13 protein-coding genes are annotated in these 12,188 nt (G+C 56.1%); 8 read left to right on the top strand and 5 right to left on the bottom strand.

Annotated features, from left to right (window positions below; translation table 11 throughout):
- Window positions 1–499, top strand: a 499-nt coding sequence (locus tag QVF59_RS05240; protein WP_287877813.1) for a UDP binding domain-containing protein, incomplete at its 5' end; no start/stop codon positions are given.
- An 80-nt stretch (window positions 500–579) separates the two neighbouring features.
- A complete protein-coding gene (locus tag QVF59_RS05245; protein ID WP_287877815.1) occupies window positions 580–1,572 on the top strand; it encodes an acyltransferase in 993 nt (330 codons plus the stop codon).
- A 105-nt stretch (window positions 1,573–1,677) separates the two neighbouring features.
- Here QVF59_RS05245 and QVF59_RS05250 read toward each other — a convergent pair whose 3' ends face one another.
- The 4 genes from QVF59_RS05250 to QVF59_RS05265 all read right to left on the bottom strand — a co-directional run bounded on the left by QVF59_RS05250 (window position 1,678) and on the right by QVF59_RS05265 (window position 5,573).
- On the bottom strand, window positions 1,678–2,313 hold the full coding sequence (locus QVF59_RS05250) for a phosphatase PAP2 family protein (protein WP_287877816.1): 636 nt from the start codon (window positions 2,311–2,313) through the stop codon (window positions 1,678–1,680).
- A 203-nt stretch (window positions 2,314–2,516) separates the two neighbouring features.
- Entirely contained in the window at window positions 2,517–3,383 is an 867-nt protein-coding gene (gene galU, locus QVF59_RS05255) for a UTP--glucose-1-phosphate uridylyltransferase GalU (RefSeq protein ID WP_159876290.1), read from the bottom strand.
- Between the two features lie 162 nt (window positions 3,384–3,545).
- Window positions 3,546–5,039, bottom strand: a complete 1,494-nt coding sequence (locus QVF59_RS05260) for a cyclic-di-GMP receptor FimW-related protein (protein ID WP_287877819.1) — start codon at window positions 5,037–5,039, stop codon at window positions 3,546–3,548.
- Between the two features lie 261 nt (window positions 5,040–5,300).
- The gene (locus QVF59_RS05265) at window positions 5,301–5,573 is read right to left on the bottom strand and encodes a hypothetical protein (protein ID WP_287877821.1); all 273 of its coding nucleotides are present in this window, start codon (window positions 5,571–5,573) and stop codon (window positions 5,301–5,303) included.
- A gap of 209 nt (window positions 5,574–5,782) precedes the next feature.
- On the opposite strand from QVF59_RS05265, the gene QVF59_RS05270 reads away from it, so the two are divergent.
- Both QVF59_RS05270 and QVF59_RS05275 read left to right on the top strand, forming a co-directional pair.
- On the top strand, window positions 5,783–6,886 hold the full coding sequence (locus QVF59_RS05270) for a methyl-accepting chemotaxis protein (RefSeq protein WP_287877823.1): 1,104 nt from the start codon (window positions 5,783–5,785) through the stop codon (window positions 6,884–6,886).
- Between the two features lie 36 nt (window positions 6,887–6,922).
- Window positions 6,923–7,552 (top strand): SAM-dependent methyltransferase, encoded by a 630-nt coding sequence (locus QVF59_RS05275; protein WP_287877825.1) that lies wholly within the window; start codon window positions 6,923–6,925, stop codon window positions 7,550–7,552.
- 100 nt (window positions 7,553–7,652) lie between these two features.
- On the opposite strand, the gene QVF59_RS05280 is transcribed toward QVF59_RS05275, so the two are convergent.
- On the bottom strand, window positions 7,653–9,008 hold the full coding sequence (locus QVF59_RS05280; protein ID WP_287877827.1) for a sigma-54 interaction domain-containing protein: 1,356 nt from the start codon (window positions 9,006–9,008) through the stop codon (window positions 7,653–7,655).
- Window positions 9,009–9,182: 174 nt separating this feature from the next.
- On the opposite strand from QVF59_RS05280, the gene cydP reads away from it, so the two are divergent.
- The 4 genes from cydP to cydX are packed head-to-tail and all read left to right on the top strand — an operon-like array spanning window position 9,183 to window position 12,180.
- Window positions 9,183–9,374, top strand: coding sequence for a cytochrome oxidase putative small subunit CydP (cydP, locus tag QVF59_RS05285; RefSeq protein WP_159876300.1), 192 nt, complete (start codon window positions 9,183–9,185; stop codon window positions 9,372–9,374).
- Entirely contained in the window at window positions 9,364–10,914 is a 1,551-nt protein-coding gene (locus QVF59_RS05290; protein WP_287877829.1) for a cytochrome ubiquinol oxidase subunit I, read from the top strand. Before cydP ends, QVF59_RS05290 begins: the two co-directional genes overlap by 11 nt.
- A gap of 9 nt (window positions 10,915–10,923) precedes the next feature.
- A complete protein-coding gene (cydB, locus tag QVF59_RS05295) occupies window positions 10,924–12,063 on the top strand; it encodes a cytochrome d ubiquinol oxidase subunit II (protein ID WP_287877831.1) in 1,140 nt (379 codons plus the stop codon).
- Between the two features lie 12 nt (window positions 12,064–12,075).
- Window positions 12,076–12,180: a cytochrome bd-I oxidase subunit CydX gene (gene cydX, locus QVF59_RS05300; RefSeq protein ID WP_287877833.1), complete on the top strand. Its 105-nt coding sequence runs from the start codon at window positions 12,076–12,078 to the stop codon at window positions 12,178–12,180.
- Window positions 12,181–12,188: the final 8 nt, after the last annotated feature.

Genomic DNA, 12,188 nt, shown 5'->3' on the forward strand with positions numbered 1-12,188 from the left:
TCACTGCATCCCGATCGACCCGTTCTACCTCACCTGGAAAGCGCGTGAATACGGCGTGAACACCCGTTTCATCGAACTGGCCGGTGAAGTCAACAGCGCCATGCCCGATTATGTGGTCGCGAAAGTGGCCGCTGCGCTGAATCTGCGCAAGAAGGCCATCAACGGCAGCCGCGTGCTGGTGCTGGGTATTGCCTATAAGAAGAACGTGGACGACATGCGTGAAAGCCCGTCGGTATTCCTGATGGAAAAACTGCGCGACCTGGGCGCGGACGTGTCCTACAGCGACCCGCACGTGCCGGTGTTCCCGAAAATGCGCGAGCACCATTTCGCGCTGTCCAGCGTGGCGCTGGATGCGGCCACCATTGCCAGCTACGACTGCGTGCTGCTGGCCACCGACCATGACAAGTTCGACTATGCCCTGCTGAAGCAACACGCCCAGCTGATTGTCGACAGCCGTGGCAAGTATCTGGACCCCGCCGACCACATCGTCAAGGCCTGATGTAATGGGAAGAGTGCTGCCTAGCTATTGATGGCTTGGCAGCATTTGGGTTTTTACTGAGGAAGTCCGACACGGTAGCCATGGTGGAACGAGACAGAAAGATTGAGTGTTTACGTGTTGCCGCGGCATTTGCCGTTGTGATGCTTCATACCTCAGCAGGATATCTGGTAAAGATTCATGACGCTGGTCACATGGTGTGGTGGGTTGCTAATTTTTATGATGCAATTTCCAGATGGGCTGTACCTGTATTTTTATTGATATCAGGCTCACTTTTGCTTGATGGCCCTGGGTCGATTTTTCTGTTTTATCGGAAGCGGTTTGTCAGAGTTTTGGTGCCGTTGGTATTTTGGACTGTTTTTTATTTGTCTATCCGTTTTTTTGTTTTTAAAAATATACAGTCTCAAGATGTGCTTGCCACATTAATGCAAGGTGTGCCGTATGTGCACTTGTGGTACTTGTATATGTTGGTTGGTTTGTATTTGTTTGTTCCATTTTTGAAAACGCTAGTACAAAATCTGGATGAAAAATCTGGATTGTTACTGGTGTTTTTGCTGTGCCTTTTGTCTTCTGTGAACTTGTTTTTGGGCGAAAATCCAAAATTATTTCTGATTAAGTTTGTTCCATTTCTTGGCTTTTTTATTGGTGGGTATTTTTTGCGAGGGATGGTCCTGCCTTTTTCCCAGAAATTTTTGATTGGGATGTTGGTTTTTTTTGGTTTGATTGTCTTTGGTGGTGCAGGCGTGGCCATGTATTTTTACGGAGATCAAGGTCTGGCCTTGATCTATGACTATCAGAGCCCTGCGGTGGTGTGTTTTTCTTTTTTGATTTTTATTCTCTCAAGGCAGCTTGATTTTAATTTACCTTGTGCTGCTTCGCTATCTGAGTGCTCATTTGGTATTTACTTGGTACATCCGATTTTTTTGATAATTGCAGGGAAATTGTTTTCCATTAGTCATGCAGGTGCTGTTTTTTTTCTGATTCCATTGCTTTCGCTTGTGGTTTTTCTTGTTTCGTGGTGTGTGGTAATGTTTTTGAGAAAATACTTGATTGGAAGGCGTATCGTTGGTGGTTAGTCGTAATGGTTTTATTTTTCTGGCGTGGGGTTGGTTGCGGTGCTATTTGCAGCTTGATATCTATTGAAGTGGCTGATATCTCAGTTGGGCCAACAATTTTGTTGGCTAATTGAGTGGAAGTGGCTTGTTAAGCTGGGTACTGCTGTTGTGAAGCATTGATCTATCAAATGGTTTGTTGTGCTGAGCCATGTGTAAGGCAATCCGGGTAATGATGTCCTGGCCTGGGGCTTTTTGGCCGAATTGCTGGCCGGTGATCAGGAAAAACAGGCCAAGCAATACCATTCCGGCGGCTTTGGAGTAGGTGTCATTGCCGTGCCGGATAAAGCTTGTGCTGGCCAGTGCACCGCACAGAAAACCGGTGACAACTTCCGATAGCGAGTGAGCCTGGATAACCAGTCGGGAGTAGCCGATGCCCGCCGCCATCAGGATGCCGACAAGCGCAGCAAGGTGAGACCAGCGCGGTGAGAATGCCTGAGTCAGCAGGTAGAGCAGGACGGGCAGGGTGGCGGTGGCCAGCATGGTATGGCCGCTGATGCCGGTGAAATCGAAATCCCGATTGCCGATTCCCCAGCCGATAAAGGCGATCTTGCTGATGGCAACCAGCAGGCCGGCGCTGCCAAATGCCAGTAGCCAATGCAGGCCGCTGGCAAATTTTTTCTGGGCCAGCAGCCAGATGGCGATGCCCATGGCCAGTGGCAACATGACTGCCAGGTCTCCCAGATTGGTAAATCTGTTCCACATCGGATGTTTGCTTCCTGTTGAGGGGTGAGGTGGGGGAAGTCTTCGACTGAAATGATGCTGCTGCCGGAGTGTATCGTGACGAAGCCTGTTTCGTCTGAGGCTGATGGTGGAAAGTTCCAGGCACTGATGCGCTGCATTGTCGTGCGAGCAGACAAAAAGAAACCCCGGAGCGCGTTTGCGTTCCGGGGTGCTGATCGGTTGGATCAGAGACTGATGGTTTTCAGGAAATTGCTGAATTCCTGGCCGGTTTCCGGATGCTTGGTACCGTAGTTGATGGTGGCTTTGAGGTAGCCCAGCTTGGTGCCGCAGTCATAGCGCACGCCCTTGAAGGGGTGGGCAATCACGGTTTCATCCTTCAGCAGCGCGGCAATGCCGTCGGTCAGCTGGATTTCGCCGCCCACGCCGCTGCTGACATTTACCAGCTTGTCGAAAATGCGTGGCGACAGGATGTAGCGTCCTACCACGGCCAGGGTGGACGGGGCCACGTCAGGATGGGGTTTTTCCACGATATTGAAGATATGTTGCTGACCGTTTTTCGGCTCCACATCCACAATGCCGTAGGACGCGGTATGTTCCCGCGCCACGGTTTCCACACCCAGCACCGAGGCACCGGTTTCCTGGTAAACCTTCACCATCTGTTCGATAGCGCCCGGTTCGCCGTCGATCAGGTCATCGGCCAGAATCACGGCAAATGGTTCGTCGCCTACTACCGGCTTGGCGCATAGTACCGCGTGGCCCAGACCTAGCGCTTCGGATTGGCGGATATAAATGCAGCTGACATTGGCCGGCAGGATTTGTTGAACCGTTTCCAGCAGTTTCTTTTTGTTTTTATATTCCAGTTCGGTTTCCAGCTCATAAGCTTTGTCGAAATGATCTTCAATCGAGCGTTTGTTACGGCCTGTGATGAAAATTAGCTCGGTAATTCCTGCTGCAATGGCTTCTTCCACTGCATATTGAATCAGCGGTTTGTCCACAACAGGCAGCATTTCCTTGGGGCTGGCCTTGGTTGCCGGTAAAAAACGGGTGCCGAGACCTGCTACGGGGAATACTGCCTTGGTGATTTTTTTCATGATCCCTCTTGTTTGATCAGGATAAACGATTGATGTGCAGATTATATATAAAGCAGGCTGTGCTGTGGTGGCATTTCCTGCATATTATTTTTTTTGATATTATTTTTTAACATTGTCATTGCTGTTATTTATTTGCAATGACATTAAAATATTTATAAAAATTTACAGCGCACGCTGAAATTCCATTGCCTGGTACAGGGCGGTTTGCATATGTACGCGGGTTACTTTTACCTTGTGCTCGCCACGACGATCGCGCAGGCGGAATTCCCGGCACAGTGCAAAGGGCTGGCCTGGGATGATGAGCAGGTTGGATATCTGGTCACCCTGGCTGGCATGCAGGCGCAATGCGGGCTGAAAAACCTCATGCGGGCTGGTTACCATGGGCATGACATCAACGGCTTCCGGGTCGTTGCCGATGAGTTCGGCACCGCAGGACACTTCGTTGGCGTGTTCGGATACTGCAGTCCAGCGCACGGCGTAGAGCGATGGTGTGTGATGGGCAAGCTTGTCGGCTACCAGCAGCAGTTCGCCGATGCGCAACGACTGATGGCCGGGGTTGCCGCGCAGCAGCAGCCCGCTATCACTTTTGTTCAATGCCTGGAAGATGGAAATGTGCGAGCGCTGGGGTTTGTAGTCCAGTTTGCCACGCAAGGGCAAGCGATCCATATTGCTGCCCAGAACCTGGCGGATGGCACGCATCTGGGCAATCAGTGACATGGATTGCAGGACAGTGTGCCGATTGTGTCGCCGCCGCTTGGGCGCAGTCCATGTTTCCGCCAGCTTTTGTGCCACGATCACGGCCAGTGCGCGATTGGGTCTGCCTCCGGCCCCGTCTGTTGCGCCATATTGCAGCAGCTCGGTAATCACCATGCTCAGATCAAATGCCAGGCAGTGTTCGTCCCGCTGCAGGCTGGCGGTATACAGCAGAAACTGCGGCGGGCTGCCGCGGGTGAGGTCGAGCAGGTAGATATGCCCGGCATTGGCCGGTTCTTGCTGTTGCAGCTTGCATAGTTCCACCTTGTCGGCCAGAAGTCCGGTTAGCTGAATCGTGGTTTCGATTTCCGCCCCGGACATGTGCTTGCCGTCGGTAATGCCCAGCAACTGCAGGTGTTGGTAGCCAGTCAGTATGGTCATGCCAGATGAAATCTGTTGCCTCAGCCAGCCTTGTTGTAATGCGGTGTAATACAGATAGTGGGTAGTCAGCCAGTAGCTGGCATTCAAATCCACATGGCAGCGTAGTGCAAAGCAGGCGTAGCGCTGGGCGATATCCAGTGCCAGGGTCAACTCCTGCTGGGCCCGGCGTCGCCATGACAGCAGCGGGCGCGTATTCAGGGTGGTTTTCAGTAATTGCTGCACCCCTTCCAGTTGCTGGGCAAGCACTTTGCTGCCCATGCGTGCCAGGCGCAGAGCCGCGTGGTTGCAGGCATTCTCGCCAAATTGCTCTTCCAGTTGCTGCAGCCACTGACTGCTGTGCTCAAATAGCTGGCGTTGCAGCCCCAGCCGTAATGAGGGGGTGTGCTCGTTTTGCTGGATGAAGGCCTGGATTTCAAGCAGCTGTTCGCCACTGCCGTACGGATTGGCCGCGGGCAGTCGTTCCAGCCAGCTGCGGACTATTTTCTGATTCTGATTGTTGCCGATTGCAGTATTCAGACGCATAGGGGTCAATCCGGTTTTCTGTGTGTGGGCGACAGCAGCTTTGATGACCCCTGATGTATCTGCCAGGCGTGCAGGGTGCAAGCTTGCTTTTTATTTCAGGTGCTCAAGAAAAACAGCAAAGGCATAAAGGACGGCAGTGTTGCCGACGGTGTTGCGAAGCTTGCTGATTTTAATAAATACAGTGGGAGGTGACGATACGCATAACCACCTAGGTGATTAATTTATTAAGATTTGCATTTAAAATAAATAATCAATTTTAAATCAGTAAACAATTAACCCTATCTTGATCAGGAGTTTGTCCAGCAGGGACGGCAAGAATAGTGGCTTGTCTGTAATTGGTATTGCTTGCTGCACTATAGGTAATTCTTTTGTTTTATCAATGGCTGGCCGAGGGGTGATCTGACTTTGGGGCTGGTCTGGATTTGGCTGATTATCTGTGGTGCGCAGTATTGCTTGGCTTAAAGATATTTGGTTGTGGCGGTTGTGGCGCAGTTGGTCTGCCGGAAGTTGGCTGGGCTTGGTGAGGTGTGGCATTTTATGCGGCTGACTAAAGTATCGTAATGCGATACTATTGCACTGGATTGACTCCGCCGTGCTTCGTGCCCGGTTCTGGCGGGCTGCTACTCGGTACTTGAGTGATGGGGCTGTGCAGCAATAATATGTATTTCAGATGAATCTTAATGAGCGGCCTGGCATTCTGTCTGCAGCGGTTGGGCGGCTCGTTTTCTGGTAAAGGTAGCGTCATGTTTGGCTTCAAGACAAAGCAGGATCTGGAACAGGCTCGGCAGGAAAATCAACAGCTACTTGATAAGAATCAGTCACTTGCCATGGAGGTTGATTCGCTGCGTCAACAGTTGGCTGCTGCGGGCGAGCGTGAGCGCGGCCTTGTTGAGCGCCAGCAGTTGCTGGATGGCGTAACAGGAAACTTCCCCCGTTTCGGTGACTCGCTGGATGGCATGCGGGCATCGTTCTCCGGCTTGTCGTCCTTGCTTAATGAGGAAGCCGAGGCTGCCCAGGCAACGGCGGCCGAGTCCGATACCAACCGGCGTGCTTTCGAAAAGATCGCCAGTGATTTGCAGGATATGCAACAGCGAATTGGCAGTGCAGGGGAGAAAGTGGAGGGCTTGTCACGCCGTGCCGGCCAGATTGGTGGCATTGTGCAGCTGATTAAGGAAATTGCCGAGCAAACCAATTTGCTGGCGCTCAATGCCGCCATTGAGGCCGCACGGGCCGGTGAGGCCGGGCGTGGTTTTGCCGTGGTGGCCGATGAGGTGCGCAAGCTGGCCGAGCGTACGGCCAAGGCCACCACCGAGATCAGTGGTCTGGTCAGTGGCATACAACTGGAAACCAGTCAGGCGCGTGAAGTGATGGAAATGGGGGCGGGCAATGCTGCCAGCCAGAGCGCGGAAAGCATGGCGGCAATGCAGAGCATGCAGCATTTGCTTGGACTGTCGGTGCACATGCAACAACGCATCGCCGCATCGTCACGGCTGGCTAACGTTGAGCTGGCCAATCTGGAAGAACTGATGCTCAAGCTGGAGGTGTACAAGACCTTGCTCGGTCTGTCCGGCATGCAGCCGGGGGATGTACCGGACGAAACACAATGCCGTCTGGGGCGCTGGTATTACCAGGGAGAAGGGCGTGCCGCCTTTGCCAATCTGCCGAGCTATCGGGCCATGGAGCTGCCGCACAAGGCGGTGCACGATCATGCCCGTGCTGCGGTAAGCAGCTATCGCAGTGGCAATATGGATGCGGCGCTGGCTGCGCTGGTGGCCATGGAAGAGGCCAATATGACGGTGATGGCTGGCATGGCCGGCATGTTGGTGACGGATCGGGAGGCGGCCTGAGCCGGCGCCACCTTGGGTTTGATGGAGGGGTCTGAAATGACGACAGCGGCAGACTGGGAACGGAGATATCAGGAAGCTGGTGCGGAATATCTGTTTGGTACCACACCCAATCAGTATCTGGCCAGCAAGAAGGCCGGTTTCCATGCCGGGCAGCGTGCCATCTGTCTGGCTGATGGCGAGGGACGGAATTCCGTCTGGCTGGCGGGGCTTGGTTTGCGGGTTACCGCCGTAGAAGCCTCCGCCACGGCACGGGAAAAGGCTGTGCAACTGGCGGCGTCACGGCAGCTGGATGTTGATTTTTACCAGCATGACATGCTGGACGATGCATGGCCGCCGACTGCGTTGCAGGGCTGTCATGACTGGGTGGTGGCCATTTTCATGCAGTTTGCCAGGCCCGCTCAAAGAGACAAGCAGTTTGCCGACATGATGCGACTGTGCCAGCCAGGCGGGCGGCTGCTTTTGCTGGGCTATACCCCGGCCCAGCTGGCTTTGGGTACGGGTGGCCCGTCCGAGATCGACCAGCTTTACACGCTGGATTTGCTGCGTGCGGCTTTTGCCGGTTGCCAGATTGAAGAGCTGCTTGAATTTCAGGCCGAGCTGCAGGAAGGCTTGCGGCATCAGGGCCGCTCGGCGCTGATTGGCATGATTGCCCGCCTGCCTGACTAAGCCTACCAGCTGGCCCTGGCGTGCCGGCTGCATGCAGGCCGTCTGGCTGGAACGGAGTTTGCTAGTAGGCTGCACCCAAGGTTGTAGTTTTGGCCCCCGTCTATGTGGCGGGGGTTTTCTTTTCCAGCGCCGCCAGATAACGGTACAGCGTGCGCTCGGTCATTTGCAGCCGTTCGGCCAGTGCCCGGCGGCTTAGCCCGCTGTGTACGACGGCCCATTGCAGATAAGCAGCTTCTACCTCTGCCAGCGCACGCAGTGTCGAGCAAAATTGCTGCTCCGTGCTGGTGCTGGTGCCGCTTGGGGGAACTGGCGCTGGCGTGCCGGGCCATGGCTCGCTCAACAGGTGCTCCAGCGTGATGGTGTCACCGTCACTCAGCAGGCTGGCGCGCTCCAGCAGATTGCGCAGTTCGCGGATATTCCCCTGAAAAGGCTGTTGCAACAGCCACTGCCAGGCAGAGGCTTCCAGTTGCAGCGGGCGGCCCGGTGCCACGCGCTCCAGCAGGGCGGTGGCCAGCAGCGGGATGTCCTCGCGCCGCTCCCGCAATGGCGGCAAGCGGATGGGAAACACCGCTAGGCGATAGAACAGGTCGGCACGGAAGCTGCCCTCGGCCACCATGGCTTCCAGATTGCGATGGGTGGCGGCAATCAGGCGGAAATTGGCCGGTATGCTGCTGATGCCGCCTACGCGGCGGAAGCTGCCGGATTCCAGCAGGCGCAGCAGCTTGACCTGCTGCGACAGTGGCAAGTCACCGATCTCATCCAGAAACAGCGTGCCGCCATGCGCCGCCTCCACCAGGCCCTGCTTGCGTTGCTGTGCGCCGGTAAACGCCCCTTTCTCGTAACCGAACAGTTCGCTCTCCAGCAGGGTTTCAGTCAGGCTGGCGCAATCCACGGCAATGAAGGGACGCTTGCCGGGACCGCCATTCTGGTGGATGGCACGCGCCAGTCCTTCCTTGCCGGTGCCGGATTCTCCCACCAGCAGCACGGCCGCGTGTGAAGGGGCGGCCCGCTGCGCCAGCAACAGCATGCTGCGAAAGGCCGGGCTGCGGCCCACCATCTTGTCCGGGGCGGGCTGGCTGCTGGCCTGCGGCAGCGGTGTCATTTTTTCGATGAACAGGTGGCGGTGGCCGCTGATGTCGGCCAGCGGCATCAGCTCCACATCCACATGTTCGTCGCCGTGGGCGGTGCGGTGGATATGCAGCACCCGCTCCGGCTGGCCGCTGGCCAGCGTCATCTGCAGGGGGCAGGATTCACCCTCTTCGTTGCAGGGCCTGCTGTAACCATGCGACACCGCATAGCAGCGCCGCCCGGTCACTTCCTTGCCGTACATCGCCTGGTATGAAGGATTGGCATGCAGGATGTCGAACTGTTCGGTAATGACGATGCGTGGTTCGTCCAGTTCATCCAGCATGCGGCTGATGGTTTCCAGGCTGGCTTCATTTGTCAGGGGTGACATGGTGTTTTTTTTGTCATGACAGAAATGACATGTTAGCGCAGAAATGTCCGGAAATCAGGGCGAAACAAGGGTTTTGCCGCTGGCATGACACTTGCAATCAGGATGCTAGGGATGTGCCGCTACCGGCAATGGCCGGCCATGCCTGGACCGCACCCCATTACAGAGAGCCAGCCCATGAAGAAGACACCGCGCAAGCTGAGCCGCGAACTGGCCTGGATCATCGGCATCAAGGTAGTGCTGTTGCTGATTATCTGGAAAGCCTTTGTTGCACCCAATCATGTACATGTCGATGCCGCCAGCGTGGCAGACAATATGCTGGATGCGGCACAGGCCAGCCAACACCTGGAGAAAAACAATGCTAGATAATGTCGTCGACCTGTCGCGACTGCAGTTTGCCGTGACGGCGCTTTACCACTTTTTGTTTGTCCCGCTCACCATCGGCATGGTGTGGTTGCTGGTGATCATGGAGTCCGTGTGGGTGATGACCGGCAAGCAGGTGTATCAGGACATGACCCGTTTCTGGGGCAAGCTGTTCGGCATCAACTTTGCGCTGGGGGTGACCACCGGCATCACCATGGAATTCCAGTTCGGCACCAACTGGGCGTATTACTCCCACTATGTGGGGGATATTTTTGGCGCGCCGCTGGCCATCGAGGCGCTGATGGCGTTTTTCCTTGAGTCCACCATGATCGGCCTGTTCTTCTTTGGCTGGAACCGCCTGTCACGCAAACAGCACCTGCTGGCCACCATCCTGATGGCCATCGGCACCAATCTGTCGGCCTTGTGGATCCTGATTGCCAACGGCTGGATGCAGAACCCGGTGGGGGCTGAGTTCAACTACCAGACCATGCGCATGGAAATGACCGACTTTGCCGCTGTGCTGCTCAATCCGGATGCCCAGGCCAAGTTCGTGCACACCGTGAGTGCCGGCTATGTCACCGGAGCCATGTTCGTACTGTCCATTTCCAGCTGGTATCTGCTGCGTGGGCGCAATGTGGAGTTTGCCCGCAAGAGCTTTCGCATTGCCGCCGCCTTCGGCTTTGCCAGCGTGTGTTCGGTGATCGTGCTGGGCGATGAATCCGGCTACACCGTGGGCGAGGCACAGCAGACCAAGCTGGCCGCCATCGAAGCCATGTGGCATACCGAGCCGGCCCCGGCATCGTTCAACCTGCTGGCCTGGCCGAACGAGGCGCGCATGGAAAACGACTGGCAGGTGAGCATTCCCTGGGTGATGGGCCTGATTGGCACCCGCTCTGTCAGCAAGCAGATTCCCGGCATCCACGAAATCATCGCGCAAAACCGCTTACGCATTCAGTCCGGCATGCTGGCGGTGCAGGCGCTGGAAACCCTGCGGCGCAATCGCAACGACAGTGCTGCCCTGAAGGTGCTGGAAGCCCGCAAGCAGGATCTGGGCTTTGGCCTGCTGCTAAAGAAGTACACCGCCGATGTGGCCACGGCCACTCCGCAGATGATTGATGCTGCCGCGCGGGACACCATTCCGCGCGTGGCACCGATGTTCTGGTCCTTCCGGCTGATGGTGGGCATGGGCATGGCCATGTTGTTGCTGTTTGGCTGGGCCTTCTGGGCTTCGCTCAAGGGCAATTTCCAGCATCGGCCCCGCTTGCTGAAACTGGCTTTGTGCTGCCTGCCGCTGCCGTGGTTGTCCTGCGAACTGGGCTGGATCGTGGCCGAATATGGCCGCCAGCCGTGGACCATCTATGGCGTGTTGCCCACCCGGTTGTCGGTGTCCACCTTGTCGGTGGAGTCGCTGTATGGCTCGTTGGCCGGTTTTATCGGCTTTTATACGGTGTTGCTGGTGGTGGAAATGATGTTGATGGTGCGTTTTGCCCGTCAGGGGCCGGGCAGTCTGGGGACTGGCCGCTACGACAATGAAACCGCTCACTGAGGAACAATCATGCTGGATTATGCAAGTTTGAAGGTGATCTGGTGGCTGCTGGTCGGCGTGTTGCTGGTCGGTTTTGCCATCATGGATGGTCACGATATGGGCGTGGGTACGCTGCTGCCCTTCGTCGGCAGGGACGATACCGAGCGTCGGGTGGTGATCAATACCGTCGGCCTGCACTGGGATGGCAATCAGGTATGGTTCATCACCGGCGGCGGGGCGATTTTCGCCGCTTGGCCGCTGGTGTATGCCACCGCGTTCTCCGGGTTTTACTGGGCCATGCTGCTGGTGCTATGGGCGCTGTTTTTCCGGCCGGTGGGCTTTGATTACCGCAGCAAGATAGACAACCCCACCTGGCGCTCGGTATGGGACTGGGGCCTGTTTGTCGGGGGAACGGTGCCGCCGCTGATCTTTGGCGTGGCTTTTGGCAATCTGCTGCAGGGGGTGCCATTTCATTTTGACAGCAATCTGGTATCCACTTATGAGGGCAGTTTCTGGGGCCTGCTCAACCCCTTTGCCTTGCTGTGCGGCGTGGTATCCAGCGCCATGATCACCTTTCATGGCGGGGTGTATCTGGCGCACCGTACCGAGGGTGCTATCCAGCAGCGTGCGCAGCGCTGGGTAAGGGCCAGCGGCCTGATCTGGCTGGCCGGCTTTACCATGGCCGGCATCTGGCTGGCACTGGGCATTGATGGCTATGTAATTACCTCGGTGGTACAGCCGGAAGCACTGCCAGACCCGCTGGCCAAGACCGTCAGCCGCGCCGCCGGAGCCTGGCTGGGAAATTACCAGCATTGGCCCTTGACCATGCTGCTGCCTGCCATCGCTTACCTGGGCTGCATTACCGCCATGCTGCTGCTGCGCGGCGGGCGCAGTTTTGCCGCCTTCTGGGCATCGGCATTGGGCCTGAGCGGGGTGATTGCCACTGCGGGTGTCAGCATGTTTCCCTTCATCATGCCTTCATCCAGCCATCCGGCCTCCAGTCTTACGGTGTGGGACAGCGTATCCAGCCAGCTGACACTAGGCCTGATGCTGGGGGTCACACTGATATTCATGCCGCTGATCATCCTGTACACGCGCTGGGCCTACCGGGTGATGGCCGGCAAGGTAACGGCTGCCTATGTGCGTGAAAACAATCACAGTGCGTATTGAAAGGAGAACGATATGTGGTATTTCGCATGGGTGTTGGGCATAGGTTTTGCCGTATCACTGGGTATTCTGAATGCCTTGTGGGGTGAGTACGAGGAGGAGCGCAAACAGCAGCAATAAGGATGGTG

The sequence above is a fragment of the Aquitalea sp. genome, from assembly GCF_030150775.1.
GTDB lineage: Bacteria > Pseudomonadota > Gammaproteobacteria > Burkholderiales > Chromobacteriaceae > Aquitalea > Aquitalea denitrificans.

Bases quoted from the DNA above. Each gene is read 5' to 3' on its own strand.
- QVF59_RS05245 (WP_287877815.1), top strand. From the start codon at position 580: ATGGTGGAACGAGACAGAAAGATTGAGTGTTTACGTGTTGCCGCGGCA.
- QVF59_RS05250 (WP_287877816.1), bottom strand. From the start codon at position 2,313: ATGTGGAACAGATTTACCAATCTGGGAGACCTGGCAGTCATGTTGCCA.
- galU (WP_159876290.1), bottom strand. From the start codon at position 3,383: ATGAAAAAAATCACCAAGGCAGTATTCCCCGTAGCAGGTCTCGGCACC.
- QVF59_RS05260 (WP_287877819.1), bottom strand. From the start codon at position 5,039: ATGCGTCTGAATACTGCAATCGGCAACAATCAGAATCAGAAAATAGTC.
- QVF59_RS05265 (WP_287877821.1), bottom strand. From the start codon at position 5,573: ATGCCACACCTCACCAAGCCCAGCCAACTTCCGGCAGACCAACTGCGC.
- QVF59_RS05270 (WP_287877823.1), top strand. From the start codon at position 5,783: ATGTTTGGCTTCAAGACAAAGCAGGATCTGGAACAGGCTCGGCAGGAA.
- QVF59_RS05275 (WP_287877825.1), top strand. From the start codon at position 6,923: ATGACGACAGCGGCAGACTGGGAACGGAGATATCAGGAAGCTGGTGCG.
- QVF59_RS05280 (WP_287877827.1), bottom strand. From the start codon at position 9,008: ATGTCACCCCTGACAAATGAAGCCAGCCTGGAAACCATCAGCCGCATG.
- cydP (WP_159876300.1), top strand. From the start codon at position 9,183: ATGAAGAAGACACCGCGCAAGCTGAGCCGCGAACTGGCCTGGATCATC.
- QVF59_RS05290 (WP_287877829.1), top strand. From the start codon at position 9,364: ATGCTAGATAATGTCGTCGACCTGTCGCGACTGCAGTTTGCCGTGACG.
- cydB (WP_287877831.1), top strand. From the start codon at position 10,924: ATGCTGGATTATGCAAGTTTGAAGGTGATCTGGTGGCTGCTGGTCGGC.
- cydX (WP_287877833.1), top strand. From the start codon at position 12,076: ATGTGGTATTTCGCATGGGTGTTGGGCATAGGTTTTGCCGTATCACTG.